We start from the raw sequence: 26,573 nt of genomic DNA, 5'->3' as shown, positions 1-26,573 counted from the left end.
CCGTGCTGTCGTGAGCTCCCCTTTCCCCGAGGAGCCGCGATGCCCGAAGCACCACCGGACGACGAGGCCATGCTGCATGTCGAGGATCTCGACGTGGCCTACGGCCGGGCCCTGTCCGCACTGCGTTCCGTGTCCCTGAACGTGCCGCCCGGCGCCGTCGTGGCGCTGCTGGGCGCCAACGGCGCCGGGAAGACCACCCTGCTGCGGGCGGTCTCCGGCACGCTGCGGCTGCACCGCGGCGCGGTGACAGCCGGACGCATACGGTACGGCGACACCCCGCTGGACGGGCGGGACCCCGTCGCCGCGGTGCGCGCCGGAGTCGTCCAAGTACCCGAGGGCCGACGGGTCTTCGCCGGCCTCACGGTCGACGAGAACCTGCGCACCGGCGGCCTCGGCCTCGGCCGCAGGGCTCCGGGCCAGGTGCGGGAGGCCCGCGACCGGGTGTTCGCTCTGTTCCCGAGGCTCGCCGAGCGGACCCGGCAGGCCGCGGGGCTGCTGTCCGGCGGCGAGCAGCAGATGCTGGCCATCGGGCGGGCCCTGATGGCGGCGCCCCGGCTGCTCCTGCTGGACGAGCCCTCGCTCGGGCTCGCCCCGCTCATGGTGCAGCGGATCGCCGAGGTGGTCCGCGAGATCAACGCCCAGGGCACCGGAGTGCTGCTGGTCGAGCAGAACGCCGGGATGGCCCTGTCGCTCGCCTCCCACGCGTACGTCCTGGACGTCGGCGAGGTCCGGCTGTCCGGCCCCGCCGACGAACTGGCCGGCACGGACGCGGTGCGCCGCCTCTACCTGGGCGACACCGACCGGGACGAGGAGGGCGCCGCGTGAACGAGCGCACACCCCCGGTCCTTCAGGTACAGGACGTCACCGTCCGGTTCGCCGGACTCACCGCCCTCGACGGGGTCTCCTTCACCGTCGCCCCGGGCACCGTGCACGCCCTCATCGGGCCCAACGGCGCGGGCAAGTCGACCTGTTTCAACGTGCTGTCGGGCCTGTACCGGCCCGCCTCCGGCACGGTCCGCCTCGGGGACACCGAGCTGACCCGGCTGGCCCCCCACCGCATCGCCGCGCTCGGTGTGGCCCGCACCTTCCAGAACATCGTCACCACCGAGGGCACCGTCGCCGACAACCTGATGCTCGGCCGGCACGCCCTGACCCGCGCCGGGTTCGCCGCCAGCGCCCTGCGCCTGCCCGGCGCCCGCCGCGAACAGCGCGAGCACCGGGCCAGAGTCCGCGAGATCGCCGAACTCGTCGGTCTCGGCGCCCACTTCGACACCCCGGTCACGGGGCTGTCCTACGGAGACCGTAAGCGCGTGGAGTTCGCCCGCGCCCTGTGCCTGGAGCCGCGTGTGCTGTTGCTCGACGAACCCGTGGCCGGCATGAACGCCACCGAACGCGCCCGCGCCGTCGAGGTCGTACGCGATGTGCGCGAACAGCTCGGGCTGTCCGTCGTCCTCGTGGAGCACGACATGGGCCTTGTCATGCGGCTGGCCGACGAGGTCACCGTCCTGGACTTCGGCCGGGCCATCGCCCACGGCACACCCGACGAGGTCCGGCGCGACCCCGAAGTGCTGCGGGCCTACCTCGGCGAGCCGGGGGAGGAGGCGGCATGAGCGGCTTTCTCGACCACGTCCTGAACGGCCTCGCCCTGGGCTCGGTGTACGCACTCGTCGCCCTCGGCTTCGTCGTCATCTTCAAGGCGTCCGGGGTGCTCAACTTCGCCCACGGCTCGCTGCTGCTGCTCGGCGGCTACCTCACCGCCGTGCTCCACGACGACCTCGGCTTCGCCGGTGCCCTCGCGCTGGCCGTGCTGGTGACCGCGGCCGTGGCGGGCGCGCTGGACCGGCTGCTGCTGCGCGCCGGAGGGCAGGACCCGCAGGCCGCCCATGTGCAGACGATCGTCACCATCGGCATCGACATCGTGCTGCTCACCGACCTGACCCGGCGCATCGGCGGTGACCTGCTCACCCTCGGCGACCCCTGGGGCGACTCCGTCACCCGGATCTGGTCGTTGACGGTCGCCGACAGCCGGCTCGCCGCGATCGCCGTGTCCGCGGTCGTCATCGCGGGCGTGTTCGCCCTGTTCCGGTTCACGTCCTGGGGCCTGTCCCTGCGGGCCTCGGCCGAGGACGTGGAGGCCGCGGCCCTGATGGGCGTACGGCTGACGCGGGTGCGCACCCTCGCCTGGTGCCTGGCCGGGGCGCTGGCCGCGCTGGCCGCGGTGTTCCTCGCCGCGTTCCCCGCGCCCGGCCTGGAGCGGACCACCGGGCAGATCGCCCTGAAGGCCTTCCCGGCCGCGATCCTCGGTGGCATGGCCTCCCCGCCCGGTGCCCTCGCGGGCAGCCTGATCATCGGCCTGACCGAGTCGCTGGTCGCGGGCTACCAGTCCGAACTGACCGTCCTCGGCGAGGGGTTCGGCGATGTCGCCCCCTACGCCGTGATGGTGCTGGTGCTTCTGGTGCGGCCCACCGGGCTGTTCGGCGCGAAGGGAGCGGCACGTGTCTGAACTCCTCCGCAAGGCGCGGTTCCTGCTGCCCGCGCTCGTGCTGTGCGTGCTGCCGTTCTACGTGGAGGCCTTCTGGCTGCGCGTCGGCCTGTTCGCCATGGCCGCCGCCATCGGCGCGGTGGGCCTCGGCCTGCTCGCCGGCACCGCGGGTCAGCTCTCCCTCGGCCACGCCTTCTTCCTCGCCGTCGGCGCCTACGGCTACGCCTGGCTCGCCGGCGACCCGGGCCCCGGCCTGCCGCCCCTGCTCGCGCTCGTCCTCGCCGTGCTGCTGGCCGGGGTCGCGGGCGGGCTGTTCAGCCCCGTCGCGGGCCGGGTGCGCGGGATCTACCTGGGCGTGGCCACCCTGGCGCTGGTGTTCCTCGGCCATCACGTCCTGCTCACGGCGGACTCCGTCACCGGCGGCTTCAACGGCCGCTCGGTGCCGCCGCTGACGATCGGCGGGTTCGGCTTCTCCGACACCGACCCCGAACTGACCGTCCTCGGCGTGCCGTTCGGCGCCGAGGAGCGCCTGTGGTACCTGGGCCTCGCGCTGCTCGCGCTGACCTGGTTCACCGCCCGCGGCATCCTCAAGGGACGCCCCGGCCGCGCGCTGGCGGCCCTGCGCGACAGCGAGACCGCGGCCGCGGTGATGGGCGTGCACGTGGCCCGCGCGCGCTCGGCGGCCTTCGTGGTCTCCTCGATGTACGCGGGCCTGGCCGGGGCGCTGCTCGCCCTCGCCTTCCGCCGGATCGTGCCCGACTACTTCGGCCTCGCCCTGTCCGTCGACTACCTCGCCATGATCGTCATCGGCGGCCTGGGTTCCGTGGCCGGCGCCACCGCGGGCGCCGTGTTCGTCACCGCCCTGCCGCTGCTGATGACCCGCTACGCCGACCATCTGCCGCTGGTCGCCACCCCGGGCTCCGGCGACGGCTCGATCGGCCCCACCGAGGCGGCCCGCTACCTCTACGGCGCCGCCATCGTCGTCATCCTCCTGTACGCCCCCGACGGGCTGCACGGCCTGGCCCGCCGCCTGCGCGCCCGCCGCCGCAAGCCGGCCGCCGACACCCCCCGCCCCACCTCCACCGACACCCACGCGGCCGACACCACCGACACCACCGCCACCACCGCCGTACGAGCCAAGGAGCACACCCCGTGAACGTCACGCACCCCCGCCCCTCCCGTATCCTCCTCGCCTCGGCCCTGACGGCACTGCTCCTCGCCTCCACCGCGTGCAGCTCCAAGGCGGGCGGCGACAGCGCGGCCGACGGCGCCGACGGCGTCAAGGCCGGGCCCGGCGTCACCGACAAGACCGTCAGACTGGGCGCCCTGACCGACCTGACCGGGCCGTACGCCACCCTCGGCAAGTCCATCGTGCAGGCCCAGCAGATGTGGGCCGACGAGACCAACGCGGCCGGCGGCATCTGCGGCCGCAAGGTCGAGATCGTCGTCGAGGACCACGGCTACGACGTGCAGAAGGCGGTCACCGCCTACGCCGACATCTCCCCGGACGTCGTCGCCCTGCCCCAGGTCATCGGCTCCCCTGTCGTCGCGGCGCTCCTCGACGACATCGAGCGCGACCAGGTGCTGACCTTCCCGCAGGCCTGGGCCGCCTCCCTGCTGGGCAAGCAGTCCGTGCAGGTGGTCGGCACCACCTACGACCTCGACATGATCGCCGCTGTCGACTACCTCACCCGCACCAAGGGTCTGAAGAAGGGCGACTCCATCGGGCACGTCTACTTCGAGGGCGACTACGGCGCCAACGCGCTGGAGGGCTCCGAGTGGGCGGCCGAGCGGGCCGGTCTGAAGGTCGTCGCCCAGAAGATCAAGGCCACGGACACCGACCTGTCCGCGCAGGTCTCCGCGCTGCGCGAGGCCGGTGTGAAGGCCATCCTGATCAGCGCCGGGCCCGCGCAGACCGCCTCCCTCGCCGGGGTGGCCGCGTCCCGCGGACTGCTGGTGCCGATCGTCAGCAACGCCCCCGGTTTCGCCCCGCAGTTGCTGAAGACGCCCGCCGCGAAGGCGCTGACCGGCCTGCTGAGCGTGGTCAGCGCGGCCCCGGCCCCCAGCTCCGAACTGCCCGGCATCCAGAAGATGGTGGCGGCGTACCAGAAGAAGTACCCGGGCTCCCCGGTCGACTCGGGCGTGCTCTCCGGCTACAACGCCGCGCAGTTGCTCGGCGCCGACCTGAAGAAGGCGTGCGCGGCGGGCAGCCTCGCCCGCGAGGACGTCGTCAAGGCGCACCGCTCGCAGCAGAACGCCGACACCGGGCTCGGCACCGGGCTGAACTTCTCCGACGTGAACCGGCCCGCGAGCGTGAAGACGTACGTGCTCAAGCCCGACGCGAAGGCGGCCGGCGGGCTCGTCGGCGTCGAGGACGCGCACAGCGCGCCGGGGGTGGAGGAGTACCTGAAGTCGCGGACGTCCTGATCCTGGACGGCGGGGTCCTCTTCGGCGCGACGCGTGGTAGTAAGCGTTTGCCACCCCCGTACGGCAAGCTGGAGAGGACCCCCGCCCTATGGCGTCGTCGACCGAGCCACCCCTCGATCACCGCTACCGGGACGAACACCCCGTCCGCACCCTCGCCTATCTGTTCCGCCCCGACCGCCGGCGACTGGCCGCCGCGGTCGGGGTCTTCACCGTCAAGCACAGCCCCGTCTGGCTGCTGCCGCTGATCACGGCGTCCATCGTCGACACCGTGGTCGAGCACCGGCCCATCGCCCAACTGTGGACCAGCACCGGGCTGATCATGTTCATCCTGCTGGTCAACTACCCGCTCCATCTGCTCTACGTCCGGCTGCTGTACGGCAGCGTCCGCCGCATGGGCACCACCCTGCGCTCGGCCCTGTGCACCCGCATGCAGCAGCTGTCCATCGGCTACCACGCGCGGGTCAGCGCAGGCGTGCTCCAGGCCAAGGTCGTCCGGGACGTCGAGGCCGTCGAGCAGATGGTGCAGCAGACCGCGGAGACCGGGCTCGGCGCGCTGACCGTCCTCACCGGCGGGCTCGTCATCATCGGCATCCGCACCCCCGAGTTCCTGCCTGTCTTCCTCGTCGTGGTGCCCGCGGCGGCGCTGCTGGTGGCGCGGCTGCGGTCCCGGCTGCGCACGCACAACGAGCACTTCCGGCACGAGGTGGAGATGCTGTCCTCCCGGGTGACGGAGATGACCCGGCTGATACCCGTCACCCGCGCCCACGGCCTGGAGGGCAAGGCCCTGAACCGCATGGACGGCACCCTGCGGCGGCTGCTGCAGTCGGGCATGCGCCTGGACCTGCTCAACGGCCGCTTCGGCTCGCTGGCCTGGGTGGTCCTCAACGTCATCGGCGTGCTGGTGCTGGCCGGTGCCGCGCTCGTGTCGTACTACGGCGTCTGGGGCGTCAGCGCCGGGGACGTGGTGATGCTCAGCGCCTTCCTCACCACGCTCACCAACGCCACCACCACCCTGGCCGGTCTCGCCCCGGTCATCACCAAGGGCCTGGAGTCGGTGCGTTCGGTCGGTGAGGTGCTCCAGGCACCCGAACTGGAGGACAACGAGGGCAAGTCGGAGGTGAGGTCCCTGCACGGCGCGGTGACCTTCCAGAACGTCACCTACGCCTACGAGTCCGACCGGGCGGCCGTGCGCGACTTCGACCTGACCGTCGTACCGGGCGAGACCGTCGCGCTGGTCGGCGCCTCCGGGGCGGGCAAGTCCACGCTCCTCAACCTGGTCATCGGGTTCATCCGGCCGACCTCGGGGCGCATCCTGCTCGACGGCACCGACATGAGCACCCTCGACCTGCGCACCTACCGGCGCTTCCTGTCGGTCGTGCCGCAGGAGTCGATCCTCTTCGACGGCACGATCCGCGAGAACGTCGCGTACGGCATGGACGACGCCGACGAGGAGACCGTCCGCGCGGCCCTGCGCGACGCCAACGCGCTGGAGTTCGTCGACCGGCTGCCCCAGGGCCTGGACACCCTGGTCGGCGAGCGGGGCGCCCGGCTGTCCGGCGGTCAGCGCCAACGCCTCGCCATCGCCCGGGCCCTGATCCGCGACCCGAGGATCCTCGTCCTCGACGAGGCCACCTCCGCGCTGGACACCCGCTCCGAGGCCCTCGTCCAACAGGCCCTCGCCCGGCTCCTGCACGGCCGTACCACGTTCGTCGTCGCGCACCGCCTGTCCACGGTCCGCGGCGCCGACCGCATCGTGGTCATGGGCGACGGCCGCGTCCTGGAGACCGGCACCCACGACGACCTCCTCGCCCGGGGCGGCGCCTACGCCGCCCTGCACAGCGGCCAGGCGGTCTCGTAGCGAAGGCCCTGGGCAGGACGGCGCCCAGGGCGTCGGCGGGCCGCGTGCCCCCTCACCCGGGGGCGGCCCGGGGCCGGGTCACGGGACCGCCGCGTTCGTGCCACCGCGGCCCCGCTGGCGGGGCAGGGACGGCGGCGTGGTGGCGAGCCACTCCGCGATGGTGCGCGCGATGGGCTGGCCCGTCTCCACCTCGATGAAGCCGAACTGGCCCGACTGGTTGCACTCCAGGAACCACCACGTGCCGTCGGCGTCCTCGACGAAGTCGAAGGCGCCGTAGGAGAGTTCCGCCTCCCGCAGGTACGCCCGCACGGACTCGGCGACCCTCGGCGGTACGTCGACCGGCCGCCAGGGCTCGTCGGATGTGGCGAATCGCACATCCACCTCGTCCGGGTCGGCGTCCACCGCGGCGGCCTTGCGCGCGGCCAGCAGCCGCTCGCCGACCGCGGTGAGACGGATGTCCGCCCGCTTGGCGATCCGCCGCTGCAGCAGCGTCGGACCGTACGCCACGGCCGAGAAGTCCGTGCCGGGCGCCACCCGGCTGGTCGGCACCGCCCGCGGCGGCTCCTGCGGATGCGCCCCGGACACCGGCTTGACGACCAGGTCCGGGAAACGCTCCGCGAAGTCCCGGGCGGCCTGCGGGAACGTGGTGATCAGCGTGGCCGGCACCGGCAGCCCGGTCGACTGCGCGAGCCGCAGCTGCCACGGCTTGTACCGGGCGCGGCGGGCCGCGTCCGGGTGATTCATCCAGCGTGCCGCGCTGCCGCGCAGCATGCCGTAGAGCGCCTGCGAGGACTCCTCGGTCAGCCACTCGGACGGTTCGGCCACCCGGGCCGCCGGCACCCCCGGCCGGCGCACCCAGACGGACCTCAGCCCGTCGATGCCCACCAGGCGTCCCGCGGACCACAGATGGCCGCGGAACGCGCCGTGCACATACTCGCCCGACAGCGCGACCTGGCCGGTCATGTCGGCCGGATCCAGCCGCAGCACCGGCACTCCGGCCGCGTGCAGATGCACGACCACCATGTCCGCTGTCACATCCTGCTCGGACGTCAGGATCAGAACGGTCATCGACGTTCCGTGTTCAGTCGTCGAAGTGCGTCTTGGAGCCCGCGGTCGATGTCGTGGTCCCCAACTCTCTCAACAGGGCGAGATCGGTGGCGGCGATCCGCCCGTCGAGGAGCACGTTCAACTGCAGTCCGGAGTCATAGGTGTACGCAGCGGTTACGTCCAACTCCGTTGCCGGGCGTGCATAGTTGAGCGCGAACGGTTGCATGGTCTCTCCCTCGTCGGTGCTGCCCGGGACAAGTCCCGGTACAGGCCGCTGTCTTGCTTCGCCCCATGGATCTTGCAGGGCTTCCATTCCTTATACGAATCGAACGAGTGAATGGTTTCGTCACGCTCCGTGGCCACGGGCGTTTCGGTCGCTCTGAACCCTGAGACGGCCGAGGCCGTCCGGCGGTTGACTGATCGTGAGAGAGCTTGCGTGGCCGCGAAACGCGGGCCGCCACCGGTCCGGACGGCGCCGCGCGGTGGTCCGGTTCCGTCAGACGGGCCCGCCCGTGCGCCCGAGAGGGGCACGCAGGGCGCGCAGAGCCAGCAGCAGTACGCCGACGTCGTCCAGGTAGACGGGGTCCGGCAGCAGGTCGGTGGGCAGGACGAAGTAGCCGACAGCGGCCCAGAAGACCCAGCGCGGGCCCGTGGGGAGCCCGGCGCGCCGCAGTCCGCGCCGCGTCCGTACCAGCCGGACGAGCAGGACGACGGCCGCCGCCAGGACGAGCGCCGCGAGCACCGCGGCGACGACGGCGAGCGCGAGGGTGGTCGAATCCACGGAGCCCTCCTGTGTGCGGTGCGAGAGTACGGGCCGATCAGCGCGTGCGGCGTCCGTGCGCCCCGTCCGCACGGCACGCACGCGCTCCTACAGAGTTACCCCCTTCGGCCGCTCTATTGCCGCGACGAAGGAAGGCCACACCCTTCGGGGGCGCGTCGTGCACCCGTACGCCCCTTGCAGGACCCGCTCAGCCCGCCGTCGAACCCTCCTGGCCCGCCGCCCCGGCCTCGTCCGTGCGCCGGGCCCTGGAGGAGCCCCTGAGGCGCTCCAGAGTGCGGGTCAGATGCTGGAAGGGGGACGTGGCCGCGGGCTGTTCGGCGGGCGGCGGGTTCCCGGCCGCCTCGCGGCAGGCGGCCAGCGCCTCGTGGGCCTGCTCGGCGGCCTCCCGGTACAGGTCCCGGGACTTCGTCATCGCCTCCAGCGCCTCGGCGTACATCGCCACCAGCTTGCGCTCGCGGGCGAGTTCCTCCTCCAGCGTCAGCAGGCGCCAGTCCTCCCGCAGCGCGGTGAGCGCCTCCTCCGCCTCCTGCGCCAGCGGCCGGGGCAGCGCGGCGAAACGTGTCACCGCGGCCGTCAGCTCGGCGGGCTCCGAACCGTCGAGGAAGACGCTGCGTACGGTGAGGTCGTCGCCGTCGTACGCCGCCGGGGCGGGGTCGCCGGGCAGCACGACGGCGCCGCCGCGCGGCAGCTGAACGCCGAGGTCGCGCAGGGCGTAGTTCACGGCGCGCAGTTGATGCGGGGCCGCGCGGTGCTCCACCACGCGGTGCCGCAGCCCCACGGGCAGCCATCCGGCGAGCGGCTTGCGGCCGCGCTCGTCGGGCGTCATGGCCTCGTGGACGACGACATGCACCGCCCACCAGGCCTGCGCGGCGCCCTTCAGCACGCGCCGCAGTTCCTTCTCGTCCTCCGGCAGCGGATTGAGCTCGGTGAGAGAAAGCTCACTGCCCGACTCGTGGGCCCACTCCGACTCCGTGCCCTGCGGCCAGAACATCTGAGCCGGCGACGGCCACGCCGCGTCCCACGCCCGCTCCGCCTCGGCGGCCAGCGTCCATGTACGGCCCCCGTCCGCGCCGGTCGCCAGCGTCAGACGCGCCCGTACGGTCACCTCGCCGACCGGCCGCCACCGCGCCTCGAACACCTGGTCCTGCGCGCCCTCGGCGGGAGGCACCTCCAGCTGCCCGTCGAGCGTCCCGGCGTCCGCCAGCTGACGCAGCCGCGCTCGTACGGCGCCTTCAGCGCCAGGACCGACATGGCGGCCGCGGGCCAGCCACACCGTAGGAGGAGTCATCGGGCGGACGGTCGGTGAGCTCGGCATGGGTCCATCGGGGCAGGGGGCGTGGTCCACCTGCCAGTATCCCTGCCGCCAGGTGCCGACGATCAACCGGGGTCCGGACCGGCCGGGGCGCACGGGGTGTGTGAGGGGCGTGCGGGGTGTGTTCCGTGAGAGCCGGAGTGCGCGGTGCGCGTACGACGCCGCGGCGTTCACTCCTGGTCGGAAGCGTGGCGCGGCGGTGAGAATCCCCGGGGCGGACAGGGCCCGCCCGCCATCCGCTTCGGGGCGGGTCCTGTCCGCACGGAGGGCCCGTGGCCCTCAGGTCCTACGCGCCGCTCGCGCGCAGCATGTCCTCGCGCTCGACGATCTTCACGCGCTCGCGGCCCTGCGGCTCGCCCAGCGCCTTCTCGGCGGCGTCGAGCTTGTACCAGCCCTCCCACGTGGTGACCCTCAGACCCCGCTCGGCGAGGAACGCGTCCACGGCCTCCGGCGCGGGCGACTCGGGCGACTGCAGACGACCGCCCGCGAAGTCGTCCAGGAGGTTCGCCACGGTCTCGTTGGCGTCGCCCTTGGTGTGGCCGATGAGACCGACCGGGCCGCGCCGGATCCAGCCGGTGACGTACACGGACTGGAGGTGGGTGCCGCTCTCCTCGATGACCCGGCCGCCCTCGTCCGGGACGGTGCCGGAGCCGAGGTCCCAGGGCAGCTTGGGGAGCTTGTCGGAGAGGTAGCCGACCGCGCGGTAGACCGACTGGACGTCCCAGTCGGTGAACTGGCCGGTGCCCTTGACGTTGCCCGTGCCGTCCAGCTCGGTGCGCTCGGTGCGCAGACCGACGACCTTGCCGTCCTCGCCGAGGATCTCCACGGGCGACTCGAAGAAGTGCAGGAAGAGCTTGTGCGGACGGTCGCCGACGTCGCGTATCGCCCAGTTCTCCAGGGTCTTGGCGACCATGTCGACCTGCTTGTTGCCGCGCCGCTCGGCGATCGAGCCCTCGTCGTAGTCGATGTCCTCGGGGTTGACGATGACCTCGATGCTGGGGGAGTGGTCCAGCTCGCGCAGCTCCATGGGGCTGAACTTGGCCTGGGCCGGCCCGCGGCGGCCGAAGACGTGGATCTCGACGGCCTTGTTCGCCTTGAGGCCCTCGTAGACGTTCGGCGGGATCTCGGTCGGCAGCAGCTCGTCCGCGGTCTTGGCGAGGATGCGGGAGACATCGAGCGCCACGTTGCCGACACCCAGCACCGCGACCTTCTCGGCCTCCAGCGGCCAGGTGCGCGGCACGTCCGGGTGGCCGTCGTACCAGGAGGCGAAGTCGGCGGCGCCGTAGGAGCCGTCGAGGTCGACGCCGGGGATGTTCAGCTCGCGGTCCGCCATGGCGCCGGTGGAGAAGATCACCGCGTCGTAGAAGGCGCGCAGGTCGTCCAGGTGGACGTCGGTGCCGTAGTCGACGTTGCCGAACAGGCGGACCTGCGGCTTGTCGAGCACCTGGTGCAGGGCGGTGATGATGCCCTTGATGCGCGGGTGGTCGGGGGCCACGCCGTAGCGGATGAGACCGAACGGGGCAGGCATGCGCTCGAAGATGTCGATGGACACACCGGGTTCGGCGGCCACGTCGGACTTCAGCAGGGCGTCGGCGGCGTAGATGCCGGCGGGACCGGCTCCGACGATGGCTACCCGCAGGGGGCGGGACATGATCAGGTTCCCTTCGAGCGATGACAGGCGATCTTCGGAGGGAAGCCTAAGTTAAGGCAAGCCTTACTTGGTACGCGGGTCCGGTCTATGGGCTCATAAGCCGGGTTTATGGACTGTCAAAGCTGCCCTTGGGTGCTCACTGGTCGCCGGGCAGCGGGTTCTCCTTCACGAAGCGGCGGATCTCCGCGGTCAGCGCCGTCGGATTGTCCAGTGGCACCAGCGTCCGGGCGTCCGGGATCTCGACGTACCGGCAGTCGGGCAGCAGCCCGGCGAGGCGCCGCCCGGTCGCGGGCGGCATCATGCGGTCCTCGGCGCCCCATGCGACCAGGGCCGGCCGCCTGAAGGACGGCAGCCGCTCGGCCGCCCGCAGATAGCAGTCCGGGTCCCCGCCGCGGCAGAACTTCGCGAAGTCGCGGCGGATCTCCCGGCTGCGCAGCAAAGGCCCGTACCAGCGCGCGATCAGTTCCTTCGGGAGAGGCTTCTTCGCCATTCCGCCGAGTGACGTCTGCATACGGGCGAGCGCCGGGAAACGGAAGGACTGAAGGAGCAGGAAGAGGCCGCCGGGTATGCGGGCGGCGCGGTTCAGGGTCTTTCCCTGGAGGCCCGGCGGGTAATTGTCGAGGGCCTCGCAGGAGGTCAGGACGAGCCGCGCGATCCGCTCGTCGTGCGCCCCGACCATGAGCTGTGCGGTGCCGGTGTCGTTCTGCACGAGAGTGACCTCGCGCAGGTCGAGCCGCTCCAGGAACTCGCCGAGCAGCGCCGCGATCCCGTGCGCCGACAGATCGGCGTCCGGCCGCATCGGCCGCCGGTGACTGCCCAGCGGCTGCACCGGGACCACGACCCGGAAGTCCCCGCGCAGGTCCTCCGTGACATCCGCCCACACCGACTCGTCGAACCCGAGGCCGTGCACCAGGACCACCACGGGTCCGTCGCCGCCGGTGTCCAGATAGTCGATCGTCCCCGCGCTCAGCTCGATCTCGGGCATCGCCTTCGCCTCCGGATCGGTCCGGTCATCAACGTCACGGCTGGACAGGTACTAGATAGAGCGTTCTAGTGGGAGACTACAGGCGTGAGGGACAAAGAATCCACCGATGTACGGGACACCCGCCAGCGCATTCTCCGAGCCGCCACCGAGCTGTTCCGGCGCAAGGGCTACACCGCGACCGGGATGAAACAGATCGCCGAGGCAGCCGAGGCGCCTTTCGGGTCGATCTACCACTTCTTCCCCGGCGGAAAGGCACACCTGGGCGAAGAGGTGGTCCGCACCTCGGGCGCCGCCTATCTCGACCTCGTCATCGCCCTCATGGCGCCGTACGAGGACCGGGCCGCCGCCACCCGTGACGCCTTCACGGGCGCGGCCGAGACGCTGCGCGAACTCGACTTCGCCGATCCCTGCCCGATCGCGACGATCGCCATGGAGGTGGCCGGCACCAGCGAACGCCTCCGGCGGGCGACCGCGGAGGTCTTCGCCGGCTGGATCGACGCCCTCGCCGCGTACTACGCCTCCGGCGGCATGCCCGAACCGGCCGCCCGCGAGACGGCCGGGTCTGTGATCGCGCTCCTCGAGGGCGCCTTCATGCTCGGCCGTGCCGCGCGCAGTACCGAGCCGGTCGTCTCCGCGGGGCGGGCGGCCGAGGCGATCGTGCGTGCGGCCCTCGTGCGCGCGTGAGGGCTCTTCGCCGTGGGGGCTTGTGCGGATGCGTGGCCGCGGGCCGTCCGTGGCTGGTCGCGCAGTTCCCCGCGCCCCTTGGGGACGTGCCCTGAAGGAGCGCGGGGAACTGCGCGAGCAACCCACGACGGCCCGCACGCAAACCTCTACGGCGCCCACGGCTCGCACCGCAACTCCGCCGCGAACGGGGAGTAGAGGATCTCGCCCGCGTTCACCGCCGAGGCCGACTGGTCCGAAAGCGGCCCCGCCACCAGGGACTTGACGATGACATCACCCTCGATGTCCGAAGAGGCGAGATCGGTGACGGCGGCGCCCGGCGCATAGAGGGTGCCGATCACCGTGTCGCCTGACGCGATGGTCATGGACGTGGCGTCGGGGAAGTCCCAAAGCATGTACGGCGCGTTGGCCCCCGAGACGCCGGCGAGGGTGGGGGTGTTCCAGGTGAAGGTGCCGTCCGTGCCGGTCGTGTCGACGACGAACAGCACCGGCGTGTCGGCGGCCGGCGGGTTCAGGAAGGTCAACGTGCCGATGGTGTTGAGCTGTTCGCCGGTCAGCCGGACCACGTTGGTGCGCCCCGGTGTGAGGGCAATCTCAAGTCGGCCGGTGTCCGGCACGGTCGCCGGGACGTTCGCCGCGCACTCGGCCATCGCGTCGGCGCGGTCCCGGTACGTCGAGAACAGCGACGGGAAGTCCATCAGTCCCGAGCGCGTGACCGAGGCCGCCGGCTGCTGGGTCGTCAGCTCGACGCGCGGGGTCGAGTCGTAGGGGAAACCGCTCATGGCGACATGGGTGTCGGCGCTCGCGCCGTTGTCGTCGCGGGTCAGTACCCGGCCGCCCGTCATCCTGCCGAGCTTCACGTAACCGTTCTGCAGGACTCGGAGAACGCCCACCTGGCTGCTGCCCGCGTAGTCGAGCCGCCCGCCGACGAGGAGCGCGGTCGGCTGGGAGTCGCCTGGTGCGGTGAACTTCCCGGGGGTGTGCACGGAGACGTGGTAGTCGTCCCCGAACGTGAGGTCGCCGCCGATCGCGACCGGCCCCTCGGACTGGGTGCTGCCGAGCGTGGCGTCGCCCTCGGTGACGACCCCGAAGCCGTTGTTCCCGGCGACGGGGTTGCCGATGGCTACCGTGTCGCGGCCCGCGGCACCCGCGGTCCCGTTGACGAGCGCAACGGCCGTCAGAGCGCCTGAACAGGTCGCGCTCACGGCGCTGAGGAGCAGGAGCCGATGCCATCGTCTGGTGCCGGAATTCATTGGTTTTGCAGCTTTTGTCATGGTGGGGAATTTAGGGCGACCGGGTCGGGGTGCCGGGAGCCACGCCGGGGCGTGAGGAAAGCGCGTGACCCCCGCCTACGAAGATCGTTCTTGCAGCGCGGTGGATCAATGCGACGGAGGAGCTGCCCGGTGAGCTGCTGGATCACGGTCGGTCTGGGCGCCGCCGCCGTGCTCGTTCCGCTGCCCGGCGGCGCGGGCGCGCAGGTACAGGCACGGGCGGGTGATGCCTATGCCGACGTACGGGTGGGAGTCTGCGCCCCGGACGCGCCGCCCGCACCTGAGAAGCCCGCTGCCGGTCCTGTGGCTCCTGCCCACCCTGCCGCCCCTGCCCACCCTGCCGCCCCTGCCCACCCTGCCGCCCCTGCCCACCCTGCCGCCCCTGCCGACCCTCCAGGCCCTGCCGAGCCGGTGGCACCTCCGGCGGAGCCGCCCGCCCGGCAGGCTCCGGGACCCGAGGGGCGGAGGGCACGGACCGCGAGCGTCCCCGAGAGGACGCCGGCCGAGGAGAGGGAATCGGCCGCAGAGAGAGCGGGACCGGCCACAACACCCACGCCCCACACCCCCTCCGCGCAGACCCCCGACCCCGCGCCCGCCCGCCCGGCTCCACCTCCGGCCCCCACACCACCCACCGCGGCCCCCGACCCCTTCCGCTGGGTCCGTCCGCACCACATCGCCGCCGCTGCCCCGCGACGGACGGCAAGCGGTCTGTCCCTGGTCACCACCAACACGGTCGTGACCGTCCCGGCGATCCTCGCCGCCGCGGCCCTGCGCCCGGCCTCCCGCCGCCGCAGGACCTGACCCGCCCACGGCTGATCCCCGTATCAGCGAATGCCGTACCACCGAAGCCCGTATCACCGAAGTCCGTATCACCGACGCCCGTATCACCGAACCACGTATCCCCGAACCCGTTACCACCGCTCTGGAGTGCACCCCGTGCCGGAATGGCTGATCTACACCCTGGCCGCCCTGATGGTCTGTGCGTTCGTCGTCGCCGCGACCGTCGTGCGCCACCGTCGCGTCGACGACGACGAGGACACGTCCGAGACGCCGGACGTGCTGGAGTACATGGTGATGATGGTCGGCGTGGTCTACGCGATCGTGCTCGGGCTGGCGATCGCGGGGGTGTGGGAGGCGCGCGGGGCGGCGGAGGACACCGTGCGCCGGGAGGCGCTGGCCCTGCACGAGATCGACCAGCGGGTGGACGTCTACCCGGTGGCCTTCCGCGACCAGGTACGCGGCCACATCGACGCCTACGCACGCCACGCGGTGACCGCGGAGTGGCCCGCCATGGAGCAGGACACCGAGCCCGACGACACCGGTGCCGTGCTGCTCGGCCGGATCCGTGCCGACCTCGCCCACCGGCCGCCCGCCGACGAACTCCAGGCCCAGGCCTATCAGCCGCTGCTCGACGAGGTGGCCGCCGCCGACGTGGCCCGCCATGAGCGGCTGGACAGCGGGGGCACGACCCTGCCGGGTGTCGTCTGGTTCGGGCTCGTCGCCGGGGGCTTCGTCACCCTGGGCCTGCTCTTCGCGCTCCAGATCCGCCGCTCCGTGCGGGAACTGCTGCTAGCCACCGCGTTCAGCGCGCTCGTCGTGTTCCTGCTCTTCCTGGTGTGGAGCTTCGACGCGCCCTTCGGCCACTCCGGCGCCGAGTCCGCCGAGCCGCTGCGGGAGCTGTACGCGTCACGGGTGTGACCGGCCGCCGCTCCGGGAACCCGGCGGCCATGCAGCAACAGGCGCTCACCCAGAGGTCGTACTGGCTCGACACCCTCCCGCCCGGCGAACCGGCCCCCGGACCCGAGGGCGAGCTCACCGTGGACGTGGCCGTGATCGGCGCCGGGATCGCCGGGCTGAGCACGGCCTGGGAACTGGTCAGGCGCGGTCACGGCGTCGCCGTCCTGGAGGCCGGCCGGCTCGCCGCCGGGGTCACCGGCAACACGACCGCCAAGCTCAGCGCCCTGCACACCCTCGTCTACGACCGGCTGCGGCGCACCCGGGGCCGTGAGGCGGCCCGGCTGTACGCCCGCTCGCAGACCGACGCGATCCGCGCCGCGGCCGACCATGTCGCCGATCTGGGCATCGCCTGCGACTGGGAGGAGGCGCCGGCCCACACCTACGCCGAGGACCCCGGCCAGGTGTCCGCCCTGCGGGCCGAGGCCGAGGCCGCCGCCAAGGCGGGCCTCGCGGCGTCCTTCGTGACGGAGACCGAGCTGCCGTTCCCGGTCGCGGGCGCGGTCCGAGTCGAGGGGCAGGTCCAGTTCCATCCGCGCAAGTACCTCATGGCGCTCGCCGACGCGATCCGCCGGCACGGCGGCCACCTGTACGAGGGCACGCGGGTCGTCAGGCTGCGTGAGGGCGAGCCGTGCGTGCTGACGACCGAGCAGGGCGTACGGGTCCTCCCCCGGGCCGTCGTCGTCGCCACGCACTACCCGGTGTTCGACCGCGCCCTGCTGTTCACCCGGCTGTCACCGCGCCGGGAACTGGTCGTGGCCGGGCCCGTCGAGGACGGCCGGGCGCCCGAGGGCATGTACATCACCCCCGAGCAGAACACCCGCTCGGTGCGCACGGCCCCCCTCCCCGGTGGAGGCCGGCTGCTGATCGTCACCGGGGAGCACTTCACCCCCGGCACGGGCGGCGACGTCGAGGAGCGCTACCGGGAGCTGGGCGCATGGGCGGCCCGGCACTTCGGCGTGGAGCAGCTCAGCCACCGCTGGGCCGCGCAGGACAACGACTCCACCGACACCGTGCCTCTCGTCGGACCGCTGCACCCGGCGAGCCGGCACGTGTACGTCGCCACCGGCTTCGGCGGCTGGGGGATGAGCGGCGGCATCATGGCGGGTCGGCTTCTGTGCGACGAGATCACCGGCAGGCCCTGCCCCTGGAGCGAGCTGTACGACCCGCGCCGCGTCCGGCCGGTCCTGCGCGAGAGCGGGCACTTCCTGAAGCACCAGGCGCAGGTGGCACGGCATTTCCTGGGCGACCGGCTGCCCGGACCCGCCCGCCCTCCGGCCGAGGGACTGGCCCCGGGCGACGGCGCGGTCCTCACCGTCGACGGGCGGCGCTGCGCGGTGTACCGCGACGAGGACGGCCATCTGCACGCCGTCTCCGCCCGCTGCACCCACCTGGGCTGCCTGGTCGCCTTCAACACCGCCGAACGGACCTGGGAGTGCCCCTGTCACGGCTCCCGCTTCGACGTGGACGGGCAGGTGCTGCAAGGGCCGGCCGTACGGCCCCTGGCACAGCGGGACCTCGGTGTTTGAAGTGCCGCCGACGGGCCACCCGTGTACAGAGAGGTGATCTGTTGTGGCACGGAACCAGAAGGCCAAGGCGAAGAAGGAACAGCTCAAGGGCAAGGCCAAGGAGGCCACGGGCCGGGCGACGGGGAACGAGCGGATGGCCTCCGAGGGCGACCTGGAGCAGATGAAGGGCGACGCCCGGCAGGCCAAGGAGAAGACGAAGGACACCTTCAAGCACTGATGCAATGAAACTGGTCCGGCTCCCGCCCGTGGCGCGGGAGCCGGACCCTTTCTGTCTCAGTGCACCGACAGGTCTCACAGCACCGACAGATCTCAGTGCACCGACAGGTCTCAGTGCACCGACAGGCCGCCGTCCACGAAGATCGACTGACCCGTGATGTACGCCGAGGCCCGGCTCGCCAGGAACACGGTCGCGCCCGCGAAGTCCTCCGCCAGGCCGTTGCGCCCGATCATCGTGCGGGCGGCGAGCTCGGCGACCTTGGCCGGGTCGGAGGACAGCCGCTCGTTCAGCGGGGTCATCACGAAGCCCGGCACGAGGGTGTTGCAGGTGACGCCGTACGGGGACCAGGCCTCCGCCTGCGAGCGGGCCAGCGACTCCAGGCCGCCCTTGGACACGCCGTAGGCGCCGCTCTGCACGAACGCCCGGTGCGCCTGCTGCGAGGTGATGTGGATGATCCGCCCGAAGCCCCGCTCGGCCATCCCCGGGCCGAAGCGCCGCCCGAGCAGGAACGGCGCCTGGAGGTTCACCGCCATGGTGGTGTCCCAGACCTCGTCGGACAGCTCGCCCAGCGGCGGCCGCAGGTTGACGCCCGCGGAGTTGACGAGGATGTCCGGTTCGCCGTACACCGCCACGGCCTCCTCGGCGGCCTTGCGCACCCCGTCCCGGGTGCTCAGATCGGCACTCACCCAGGCCGCCGTGCATCCCTCGGCCGTCAGCTCGTCCACCGTCGCGGCCAGCTCCGCCTCCCGGCGCGCCACGACCACCAGCCTCGCCCCGGCCCGGGCGAGCGCGCCCGCCATGGCCCGCCCGATCCCCGAGCTGCCGCCGGTGACGAACGCGACGCGGCCCTCCAGGGAGAACAGATCCGACAGATACGTGTCTTTGATCATGTCCACACCCTAGAGGGCCGCCTCAGCCGCACTCGCCCGCACCGGGCCTGACCGCACTCGCCCCGGCTCAGTCCTCCGCGACCAGCGCCGGAGTGGAGGTGGTGAGCACCTCGCCGCGGAAGAAGGCGGGGCTGCGGCGCTGCATCACCAGCATGATGACCACGCCGACGGCGAGCAGTCCGACACCGATGACGAAGACGGAGCCGACGCCGAGGACGGAGGAGCCGCTGCCGTAGGCCGGGTCCCACATGTCGATCAGGGTCTTGGCGAACACGGCCGTCAGCAGCAGGCCGCCGACCACCGGGAACAGGCCCTTGAAGAGCAGGTCGCGGCCGGACTTCAGCAGCTCTCCGCGGAAGTACCAGGCGCAGGCGAAGGCCGTCAGCGCGTAGTAGAAGCAGATCATCAGGCCGAGCGCGTAGATGGTGTCGACCAGGACGTGCTCGCTGACCAGCGTCATGACCGTGTAGAACACGCCGGTCGCGATGCCGGACATGAGCGTGGCGCGGCCCGGGGTCTTGAACCGCGGGTGGACCTCGGCGTAGGAGGCCGGCAGCGCCTTGTACGTCGACATGGCGAGGACCGTGCGGGCGACCGGGATGAACGTGGTCTGGAGGCTGGCCGCCGCCGAGGCGAGCACCGCGAGGAACAGCAGGATGCCCAGCGCCGGGCCCATCACCGGACCGGCCAGCGCGGCGAAGACGTTGTCGGAGGTCTCCGGGTTGGCGAGGCCGAGGCCCTTGTCGCCGGAGCCGACGATCATCTGCGCGGCCACACCGGTGGCGAGGTAGGAGCCGACCAGCACGACCATGGCGATCAGCGCGGCGCGGCCCGGTGTGCGGCTGCTGCCGCTGGTCTCCTCGTTGGCGGTCAGACAGGCGTCCCAGCCCCAGTACATGAAGATCGACAGCGACAGACCCGCGGTGAACGCGGCGAACGACTGGACCGCGAACGGGTTGAGCCAGGACCAGGAGAAGTCCACGCCGGTCGGGAAGTCGGTGCTGCCCGCCTTGCCGAAGGCCATCGCCACGAACAGCGCGAGCACCACCAGCTGGAGCCCGACCAGCGCGTACTGCACGCCCTTGGTGGCCGTCATGCCGCGGTAGCTGATGACGGTGGCGGTCGCGATCAGCGCCAGGCACGTGACGATGTGGACGGCCTTGTTGCCGTCGAGCGCGGCCACCGAGTCGCTGCCGGTGATCTCGCCCGCCAGCAGCCAGAAGTACGACGTGGCCACACCGGCCAGGTTCGACAGCACGATGATCGTGGCGATCACCAGGCCCCAGCCGCACATCCAGCCCAGCCGCGGCCCGAAGGCCTTCACGGTCCAGGTGAAGGAGGTGCCGCAGTCCGGCATCGCCTTGTTCAGCTCGCGGTAGGCGAAGGCCACCAGCAGCATCGGGAGGAAGCCCGCGAGGAACACGGCCGGCATCTGCAGACCGACCTCGCCCGCGGTGGAGCCGAGCGTGGAGGTGAGGCAGTACACCGGGGCGACGGTGGAGACGCCGATGACAGCGCTGCCCAGCAGGCCGACGGAGTTCCCGCTCAGGCCCTTGGTGCGCATGCCTTCGACGGAGCGTCCGTCGCCGTCGTCCGCGGCCCGGGGCCGCACGTCCAGCTGAGTCATGAACAGGACGTTAAGTTCTGCGGTTTCCGTGCCGGGCGGGTCGAGGGCAGAGGGCGCATCCCGGACACCGGCCATTTGTTCAACGGTCAACTCCCGCCGAGCACCTTCATTTCTAAGGTGCGACGACGGAAGTGGCTGGATCCTGAAGAACCGGACCGCAAGCGTCCGATATTCGGTAACCGCAGCGCCGCCCGAAATAGGCCTTCCGAAATTTTCCGTGTGACCCACGTCACGCACATGTCGTGGAGGTGAAGGCCGGCGGTCAACCCCGTTGCGCAGGGCGCCGATCGCCGGTTCCGTAAGGGGTTACCGCCGGTCGGACGGGGTGTGCCCGGTGTGACGGATGGGGTCGGTCGCGGGTGCGCGCCGGGTGTCTCGCGCGGATCCGCACCGCCGCAGGGAGGTGTGGTTGACGCGCGTCACATGTGCCGCCACTCTCTGTCGTGCCGCAGGTCCCTCTGCAGAGGAGAGCAGATGCTCAGACGCACGGTTCGACTCTTCGCCGCACTTGTCATGATCCTGTCGGGTACGTTCGCGGGGACCGTCCTCGCCGCGGGCACCGCACACGCCGACGGCTGCTACACCTGGACCCGCACCCTCTCCCAGGGCTCCTCGGGAGCCGACGTCACCCAGCTCCAGATCCGCCTCGGCGGCTACGCCGGCTACGGCGCCGTCCTCGCCACCGACGGCTCCTTCGGACCGGCCACCGAGGCCGCCGTCAAACGCTTCCAGTCGGCGTACGGCCTCACCGCGGACGGCGTCGCCGGCAGCAACACCTTCAACAAGCTGTACGCCCTCCAGGACGACGACTGCACGCCGATCCACTTCTCCTACGCCGAGCTCAACGACTGCAACAGCGACTGGTCCGGCGGCGCGGTCGGCGCGGCCACCGCCAAGGCCAACGCCCTGCGCACCATGTGGAAGCTGGAGGCCGTGCGGCACGCCCTCGGCGACCAGCCGATCACCGTCACCAGCGGCTTCCGCTCGTACGCCTGCAACTCGGCCGTCGGCGGCGCGAGCAACAGCCGCCATCTGTACGGCGACGCCGCCGACCTCGGCGCGGGGCCGCACTCCCTGTGCACCCTGGCCCGGCAGGCCCGCTCCCACGGCTTCCGCGGCATCCTCGGCCCCGGCTACCCGGGCCACGACGACCACACCCACGTCGACCACCGCGACAGCCAGTACTGGTCGGCGCCCACCTGCGGCATCTGACCGCCCTTGGTGCGAGCCCTTCCCGCCCCCTGGATACAGTGTCCCGCCGGATCGCGAACAGGGGAGACAGAAGTGCAGGTCGGGGCGGGAAGAGCGGGTCGGGGACTGGTGGGCGCGGCGCTGCTGGCGGGGCTGCTGACGGCGTGCTCCGGCGGGGCCGATAAACAGTCTGAGAAGCAGCCCGGGACCGCCGCCGGAACGGCCACTGCGGCGAAGACCGCCGAGGCGGTCACCAAGGGCGGCACCCTCGGCCCGGCCGGCTCCGCCTGCGAACTGCCCGTCACCTTCGACCTCGCCGCCGACTGGAAGGCGGAGGCCGTCGAGGCCCTCTCGGCCGGGGACAGCGAGGCGGTCGCCGACCTGCTCCGGCAGGGCCCGGTCTCCGCCGCCTGCGAGGTGGACGCCAAGCCTGCCGGCCACATCGGCTACCTGCGCGTGTGGACCGGCGAGCCCGGCGACGACGACCCCCGCAAGGTGCTGGAGGCCTTCGTCGCCGCCGAGGACGGCAACGCCCAGGAGCGGTACCGCACCTTCGCGGCCGACAGCGGTGTCACCGGCGCCGAGGTGGCGTACCAGCACACCAACGAGCTGTCGGGGGAGACCAAGCAGGAGCACGCCTTCGCCGTCGTCACCGGCAGCGGCCCCGTCGTCGTCCATCTCGGCGGCCTGGACGACGAGGAGCACCGGGGCATGCTCCCGGCGTACGAACTGGCCCGGAAGTCACTCCGTACGGGCTGACCCTCCGATCCTCCGGCCCTCAGGCCAGGACCGTCTCCCAGGTGTCGACGGCGTAGTGCACCGTCATGCCGTGGCGGCGGTACAGCTCCGGTGCCCCCGTGGCGTTCGAGGTGTCCACACCCAGGCCGACCGTGTCCCGGCCCAGCGCGGCGAACGCGGCGAAGGCCTGCCGCAGCAGCAGCCCGCCCAGGCCGCGGCCGCGCGCCTCGGGCAGGACGCCGATGCTGCGGATCCAGCCCATGGCCTCACGGTCGTTGCGCGAGAGCAGGAAGCCCGTCTCGCCCAGGTCGTCCGTCTCCACCAGCCACACCAGGGACCAGTCCAGGGCGTCGGCGTCGATGTCGCTCAGCCAGGCTTCGAAGGAGCGCGGCTGGAAGTCGAAGTGCTGGGCGAACGCCGTCTGGTAGAGCCGGTGGACGAGCGCCTTGTCCGCCTCCGTGGCGCAGGGGCGTATCCGTACGCCGTCCGGCAGCGCGGGCGGCTGGTCGTCGGCGCGGTCCACGGGCCGGCGCAGCACGTGATAGCGGCGTACGTCCTGCCAGCCCCGGTCGCGCAGCCGCGCGGTGTCTGTGGTGGGACGGACATTCAGATGAAGGTGGACCACTGCCCGCTCGGCGCCGTTCTCCCGCGCCCTCTCCAGCGCCCTTGCCTCCATCGCGGCGAGGACGTCGAAACCCGCCTCCTGGTGGTCGGGCAGCACATAGTGGTCGATGTCGATCCGCTCGCCACCCGACTCGTCCCACAGCAGCCCGTACGTGACCAGCCTGTCGTCGTCGAAAGCGAGCCAGGAATCGCGTTCCAGGTCGGCCTCGGGATGCTTCAAGTCGGCTTCGACGGTGTGCAGATCGGTCTCGGCCCGGCCGATCTCGATGAGGTCGACGGCGTTGAGCAGGTCGGTGATGGCGGGCGCGTCGGCGAGCGTGGCCGGACGGACTGTTGCGGGCATAGGGGTCAGCGTCGGGGGAGGGGGACGAGCGCCGCAACGGGTTTTCCCCGGACAACCGGCTTCTTGCCGCACGGGCCCGCTCGCTCTACGGACGGAGGGCCGCCCGCTTTTCGGGGCGCGGCCCGAGTGTTGTCCCGGACACGGGCAGCCCGTTCTCCCGCACACCCGCCCCGCCGAAATGCGGTTGCCCGGTGTCACCGGGGCTGACAGGGTCGCGATCATGGCCACCTTCTCGGCGTTCGACGGCACGACGCTCGCCTACCACGTCTCCGGTCAGGGAGAGCCGCTCGTGTGTCTGCCCGGTGGGCCGATGCAGGACTCCGCCTACCTCGGGGATCTGGGTGGGCTCGGTGCTCACCGGCGGCTGATCATGCTCGACCTGCGGGGTACCGGCGAGTCGGCGGAGCCAAAGGACACGGGGAGCTACCGCTGCGACCGGCTGGTCGACGACGTCGAGGCGCTGCGGGCGCATCTCGGTCTGGAGCGGATGGACGTACTGGGCCACTCCGCGGGCACCAACCTCGCCCTGCGGTACGTCGAGCGCCATCCCGACCGGGTCGACCGGCTGGTGCTGGTCACGCCGAGCCTGTTCGGTGTCGGCGTGACCGTGCCGGGGGAGGCACGCCGCGAGGCCGCGCTGCTCAGACGGGACGAGCCCTGGTTCGCGGAGGCGTTCGCGGCGCTGGAGGACATCGTCGCCGGCCGGGCGACGGAAGGGAGCTGGCAGGCCATCGCCCCCTTCGCGTACGGCCGTTGGGACGCGGCCGCCCGGGCCCACCGCGCCGCCGAGGCGACGCAGCGCAACCAGCAGGCCGCCGCCGTCTACGGCTCCGAGGGCGCCTTCGACCCGGACGCCACCCGCGCCGCACTCGCCGGATTCCACCGCCCGGTGCTCGTGCTCGCGGGTGAGCTGGACCTGAACTCCCCGCCCGGCCCGGTGGCCGAGCTCGCCGCCCTGTTCCCGGACGCGCGTCTGGTCGTACAGCCGGGGGCCGGGCACTTTCCGTGGCTCGACGACGGGTCCCGGTTCGTGGCGGCCGTCGAGGGTTTCCTCAGCTGAGGCCGAGACCGGGGCCGGCGGTGAGGCTGGGACCTGACGGCGGGCGTCAGGCCGGCGCCGGTGCCGTGCCCGGGACGGGTCCTGCGGCGTGTTCGGCGATGTCCGCGCGGTCCAGCAGCTGACGGGCCAGTTCACGGGCCTCCGTCGCGGTGAGCGACGCCCAGATGCCCGGTCCGCCGTCCCGGTGGCCGCCCACGTCCAGCGTGACGCGGCTGATCGGCCGCTCCTCAGGCACCAGCTTGAGGCACTTCACCACGATCCGGCGACCGCACTTGGTCACCAGCTCGGTGGTTCCGGCCGTACCGGACACGTCCCGACCTGTCGCCGCCATCCGTTCCACGCCCCTTCTTCTGCAACGCCGTTGGAGGCCCCCCGCCGGCATCCGCCGGGTCGGGGGAGTGCGGGCCGGACCTGGTTCGTACCCGGTCGTGGCCTCGCGGTCCGCACAACGCCGAGGGGGGCCGGGCCATTCCTGACGCGGGGCCATTTGTGGCAGAAGAGCGTGGGGTTTTTCGGGCAGCGGGAGGGGCGCCGGCCACCCCGCGCCGACGCCCCTCGGATCCGTTGATCAGGGTGGTCAGTCCGGCTTGCCGCGGCCCGTCAGCGCGTCGCGCATCCGGTCGACCAGACCCATGCCGGGGGCCAGCAGCTTGTTCGCCGGCGGCTTGTCGGGGGCCGAGGGGTGCGGGCGGGTCGGCGCGGTCTTCTTCGCCATGCGGACCTTGTCGCCGAGGTCGTCCAGCATCTCGGGCGGGCACGCCGTGCGCAGCATGGGGAAGAGGTTCTCCTCCTCGTCCGCCACATGGGCACGGATCTCGGTCATCAGGTCGCCCATCAGCCGGTCGAACTCCGGGTCGTCCGCCTTGCAGCCCTCCAGGTCCTTCATGATCCGCTCGGCCTTGGCGTGGTCCTCCAGCTCGCGGTCGGCCATCGCGTCACCGTTCGCGATGTGCTCGCGCACGGCAGGGTAGAGGTAGGCCTCCTCGGCCACGGAGTGCCGCACCAGCTCCATCGTGACCTGATCGGCGTACATCTTGCGCTGGTTCCTGTCACCTGACGGCAGCGCCGAGATCCGGGCGAACAGGTCCTCGACCTCCCGGTGATCGGTCATCAGCTCGTCGATGACGTTCCCACCGTGACCCATGTCCTTCACCTCCAGCGTGAGCACGACGGGTTCCGGACGGATCCCGCCGGCGCCCGAGTGCCCCGGGCCCGGCGCGCTACACGGCCCCTGCGCTGAGTAGCGCCCGGCCGGTGCAGCGTGACGCCGCCGACGAGCGGGGTACTCGCCGGGACAGCCGGCCGGCCTCCGCAGGACGTTCTCGAACAGGTGTTTTCCCGGCGGCCGGGCCCGGTGGGTGATCGTGCACGCGTCGGCGGTCGGCCCACGCCCGCCGGCCGTGCGGCACGCGTCACCCGCACCGCCCGCCGCGAGAGCGCGCGAGCCGGTGCTGCCGCACGCACGGAAGGAACGGCAGTCCATGAACGGTGTCGCGCACACGCTGCGGGCCCTGTACGACGGTGAGCAGGCCCTGGAGAGACAACTGGCGGCCACGGCCGAACGCCACCGCGGCGACCACGAGATCCACCACGCCGCCATCGACCTGGCCCGCTGGTCCCACGACCACCGGGCCCGGCTCGCCCGCACCGGCCGGCTCTACGGCCTGGACCTGCCCGTCCCCCTGGTCGACGGCAAGCCCGTACGCCGTCTCGTGCGCGACACGGCCGCCCGCACCCGCCGCGCGGAGCCCGGCCCCGGTCTCCTCGACGACCTGCTGGAACTGCACCTGGCCGCCACCCGCACCTCCCTGCACTGGGAGATGCTCGCGCAGGCCGCGCAGGCCGCCCGCGACGAGCGTCTGCTGGAGCTGGTGATCACCTGCCGCCCCCGCACCTTGCGCCAGATCCAATGGACGCGCACGCTGCTTAAGGAGCTGTCCCCACAGCTGCTCACCCGCGACTAGGGCCACGCCCGGACCGGGCAGGCCGCCCGGAACAGCACATCCGGGCCGCGCCCCAGGGCCCGGACCCCGTCGGTTTCCCACGACGGCTTCGGGCAACTCGGGCCCGAGCCCCCCCGGCCCCACGAAGCGCGCCGGAAGTCCCGTCCCCGCTCGGAACAGGA

27 protein-coding genes are annotated in these 26,573 nt (G+C 72.2%); 15 read left to right on the top strand and 12 right to left on the bottom strand.

The annotated features are described in order from the left end of the window. Positions 1-39 precede the first annotated feature (39 nt). From ACIQ6Y_RS00505 to ACIQ6Y_RS00480, 6 genes are all read left to right on the top strand, one after another. Entirely contained in the window at positions 40-825 is a 786-nt protein-coding gene (locus ACIQ6Y_RS00505) for an ABC transporter ATP-binding protein (RefSeq protein ID WP_404030755.1), read from the top strand. After that, positions 822-1,610 carry an ABC transporter ATP-binding protein gene (locus ACIQ6Y_RS00500; protein WP_404030751.1) on the top strand — a complete coding sequence of 263 codons (789 nt, stop codon included), beginning with the start codon at positions 822-824 and terminating at the stop codon, positions 1,608-1,610. The genes ACIQ6Y_RS00505 and ACIQ6Y_RS00500 overlap by 4 nt, the downstream gene beginning before the upstream one ends. Then, entirely contained in the window at positions 1,607-2,503 is an 897-nt protein-coding gene (locus ACIQ6Y_RS00495; protein WP_404030749.1) for a branched-chain amino acid ABC transporter permease, read from the top strand. The genes ACIQ6Y_RS00500 and ACIQ6Y_RS00495 overlap by 4 nt, the downstream gene beginning before the upstream one ends. After that, positions 2,496-3,638 carry a branched-chain amino acid ABC transporter permease gene (locus ACIQ6Y_RS00490; protein ID WP_404030746.1) on the top strand — a complete coding sequence of 381 codons (1,143 nt, stop codon included), beginning with the start codon at positions 2,496-2,498 and terminating at the stop codon, positions 3,636-3,638. The genes ACIQ6Y_RS00495 and ACIQ6Y_RS00490 overlap by 8 nt, the downstream gene beginning before the upstream one ends. After that, positions 3,635-4,909 carry an ABC transporter substrate-binding protein gene (locus ACIQ6Y_RS00485; RefSeq protein ID WP_404030743.1) on the top strand — a complete coding sequence of 425 codons (1,275 nt, stop codon included), beginning with the start codon at positions 3,635-3,637 and terminating at the stop codon, positions 4,907-4,909. The genes ACIQ6Y_RS00490 and ACIQ6Y_RS00485 overlap by 4 nt, the downstream gene beginning before the upstream one ends. 88 nt (positions 4,910-4,997) lie before the next feature. After that, positions 4,998-6,767: an ABC transporter ATP-binding protein gene (locus ACIQ6Y_RS00480; RefSeq protein ID WP_404030741.1), complete on the top strand. Its 1,770-nt coding sequence runs from the start codon at positions 4,998-5,000 to the stop codon at positions 6,765-6,767. Positions 6,768-6,845: 78 nt separating this feature from the next. Here the strand turns inward: ACIQ6Y_RS00480 and tgmB are convergent, their stop codons facing one another. The 6 genes from tgmB to ACIQ6Y_RS00450 form a co-directional block, all read right to left on the bottom strand. Beyond that, positions 6,846-7,835 (bottom strand): ATP-grasp ribosomal peptide maturase, encoded by a 990-nt coding sequence (tgmB, locus tag ACIQ6Y_RS00475; RefSeq protein WP_404030738.1) that lies wholly within the window; start codon positions 7,833-7,835, stop codon positions 6,846-6,848. Between the two features lie 13 nt (positions 7,836-7,848). Beyond that, positions 7,849-8,040 carry a putative ATP-grasp-modified RiPP gene (tgmA, locus tag ACIQ6Y_RS00470; protein ID WP_404030735.1) on the bottom strand — a complete coding sequence of 64 codons (192 nt, stop codon included), beginning with the start codon at positions 8,038-8,040 and terminating at the stop codon, positions 7,849-7,851. Positions 8,041-8,310: 270 nt separating this feature from the next. Then, positions 8,311-8,595: a DUF1232 domain-containing protein gene (locus ACIQ6Y_RS00465; protein WP_404030732.1), complete on the bottom strand. Its 285-nt coding sequence runs from the start codon at positions 8,593-8,595 to the stop codon at positions 8,311-8,313. A 187-nt stretch (positions 8,596-8,782) separates the two neighbouring features. Next, a complete protein-coding gene (locus ACIQ6Y_RS00460) occupies positions 8,783-9,910 on the bottom strand; it encodes a hypothetical protein (RefSeq protein ID WP_404030729.1) in 1,128 nt (375 codons plus the stop codon). Positions 9,911-10,193: 283 nt separating this feature from the next. After that, positions 10,194-11,558 (bottom strand): FAD-dependent oxidoreductase, encoded by a 1,365-nt coding sequence (locus ACIQ6Y_RS00455; RefSeq protein WP_404030727.1) that lies wholly within the window; start codon positions 11,556-11,558, stop codon positions 10,194-10,196. Between the two features lie 136 nt (positions 11,559-11,694). Further along, positions 11,695-12,543 carry an alpha/beta fold hydrolase gene (locus tag ACIQ6Y_RS00450; RefSeq protein ID WP_404030724.1) on the bottom strand — a complete coding sequence of 283 codons (849 nt, stop codon included), beginning with the start codon at positions 12,541-12,543 and terminating at the stop codon, positions 11,695-11,697. Positions 12,544-12,627: 84 nt separating this feature from the next. Between ACIQ6Y_RS00450 and ACIQ6Y_RS00445 the strand changes: the two genes are divergently transcribed. Then, positions 12,628-13,227 carry a TetR/AcrR family transcriptional regulator gene (locus tag ACIQ6Y_RS00445; protein ID WP_404030721.1) on the top strand — a complete coding sequence of 200 codons (600 nt, stop codon included), beginning with the start codon at positions 12,628-12,630 and terminating at the stop codon, positions 13,225-13,227. 146 nt (positions 13,228-13,373) lie between these two features. On the opposite strand, the gene ACIQ6Y_RS00440 is transcribed toward ACIQ6Y_RS00445, so the two are convergent. Next, the gene (locus tag ACIQ6Y_RS00440; protein WP_404030718.1) at positions 13,374-14,429 is read right to left on the bottom strand and encodes a collagen-binding domain-containing protein; all 1,056 of its coding nucleotides are present in this window, start codon (positions 14,427-14,429) and stop codon (positions 13,374-13,376) included. 198 nt (positions 14,430-14,627) lie between these two features. Here ACIQ6Y_RS00440 and ACIQ6Y_RS00435 point away from each other — a divergent pair, with 198 nt between their 5' ends. The 4 genes from ACIQ6Y_RS00435 (at position 14,628) to ACIQ6Y_RS00420 (ending at position 17,975) form a co-directional block, all read left to right on the top strand. Further along, positions 14,628-15,296, top strand: a complete 669-nt coding sequence (locus ACIQ6Y_RS00435) for a hypothetical protein (RefSeq protein WP_404030715.1) — start codon at positions 14,628-14,630, stop codon at positions 15,294-15,296. Between the two features lie 135 nt (positions 15,297-15,431). After that, entirely contained in the window at positions 15,432-16,193 is a 762-nt protein-coding gene (locus ACIQ6Y_RS00430; protein WP_404030713.1) for a hypothetical protein, read from the top strand. Positions 16,194-16,222: 29 nt separating this feature from the next. Beyond that, complete coding sequence (locus ACIQ6Y_RS00425; protein WP_404030710.1) at positions 16,223-17,758, top strand: FAD-dependent oxidoreductase; 1,536 nt, start codon at positions 16,223-16,225, stop codon at positions 17,756-17,758. 43 nt (positions 17,759-17,801) lie between these two features. Further along, on the top strand, positions 17,802-17,975 hold the full coding sequence (locus ACIQ6Y_RS00420) for a CsbD family protein (RefSeq protein WP_404030707.1): 174 nt from the start codon (positions 17,802-17,804) through the stop codon (positions 17,973-17,975). A gap of 110 nt (positions 17,976-18,085) precedes the next feature. Here ACIQ6Y_RS00420 and ACIQ6Y_RS00415 read toward each other — a convergent pair whose 3' ends face one another. Together ACIQ6Y_RS00415 and ACIQ6Y_RS00410 are read right to left on the bottom strand one after the other, a co-directional pair. Beyond that, the gene (locus ACIQ6Y_RS00415) at positions 18,086-18,865 is read right to left on the bottom strand and encodes an SDR family NAD(P)-dependent oxidoreductase (protein ID WP_404030704.1); all 780 of its coding nucleotides are present in this window, start codon (positions 18,863-18,865) and stop codon (positions 18,086-18,088) included. A gap of 67 nt (positions 18,866-18,932) precedes the next feature. Next, positions 18,933-20,492, bottom strand: coding sequence for an APC family permease (locus tag ACIQ6Y_RS00410; RefSeq protein WP_404030701.1), 1,560 nt, complete (start codon positions 20,490-20,492; stop codon positions 18,933-18,935). A 474-nt stretch (positions 20,493-20,966) separates the two neighbouring features. On the opposite strand from ACIQ6Y_RS00410, the gene ACIQ6Y_RS00405 reads away from it, so the two are divergent. Beyond that, positions 20,967-21,704, top strand: coding sequence for a D-Ala-D-Ala carboxypeptidase family metallohydrolase (locus ACIQ6Y_RS00405; protein ID WP_404030699.1), 738 nt, complete (start codon positions 20,967-20,969; stop codon positions 21,702-21,704). Positions 21,705-21,776: 72 nt separating this feature from the next. After that, entirely contained in the window at positions 21,777-22,442 is a 666-nt protein-coding gene (locus ACIQ6Y_RS00400; protein WP_404030696.1) for a lipoprotein, read from the top strand. A 19-nt stretch (positions 22,443-22,461) separates the two neighbouring features. On the opposite strand, the gene ACIQ6Y_RS00395 is transcribed toward ACIQ6Y_RS00400, so the two are convergent. After that, the gene (locus ACIQ6Y_RS00395; RefSeq protein ID WP_404030693.1) at positions 22,462-23,388 is read right to left on the bottom strand and encodes a GNAT family N-acetyltransferase; all 927 of its coding nucleotides are present in this window, start codon (positions 23,386-23,388) and stop codon (positions 22,462-22,464) included. A gap of 220 nt (positions 23,389-23,608) precedes the next feature. On the opposite strand from ACIQ6Y_RS00395, the gene ACIQ6Y_RS00390 reads away from it, so the two are divergent. Beyond that, entirely contained in the window at positions 23,609-24,448 is an 840-nt protein-coding gene (locus tag ACIQ6Y_RS00390) for an alpha/beta fold hydrolase (protein ID WP_404030690.1), read from the top strand. A gap of 46 nt (positions 24,449-24,494) precedes the next feature. Here ACIQ6Y_RS00390 and ACIQ6Y_RS00385 read toward each other — a convergent pair whose 3' ends face one another. Continuing rightward, complete coding sequence (locus ACIQ6Y_RS00385) at positions 24,495-24,779, bottom strand: hypothetical protein (RefSeq protein WP_404030687.1); 285 nt, start codon at positions 24,777-24,779, stop codon at positions 24,495-24,497. 246 nt (positions 24,780-25,025) lie between these two features. Beyond that, a complete protein-coding gene (locus ACIQ6Y_RS00380; RefSeq protein ID WP_404030684.1) occupies positions 25,026-25,592 on the bottom strand; it encodes a hemerythrin domain-containing protein in 567 nt (188 codons plus the stop codon). Between the two features lie 337 nt (positions 25,593-25,929). Between ACIQ6Y_RS00380 and ACIQ6Y_RS00375 the strand changes: the two genes are divergently transcribed. After that, complete coding sequence (locus tag ACIQ6Y_RS00375) at positions 25,930-26,412, top strand: hypothetical protein (protein WP_404030681.1); 483 nt, start codon at positions 25,930-25,932, stop codon at positions 26,410-26,412. Positions 26,413-26,573: the final 161 nt, after the last annotated feature.

The sequence above is a fragment of the Streptomyces sp. NPDC096205 genome (genome assembly GCF_044763135.1).
Taxonomy (GTDB): Bacteria; Actinomycetota; Actinomycetes; order Streptomycetales; family Streptomycetaceae; genus Streptomyces.
Note: the sequence above shows the minus strand (reverse complement) of the source record. Positions and strands in the feature narration are given on the sequence as shown.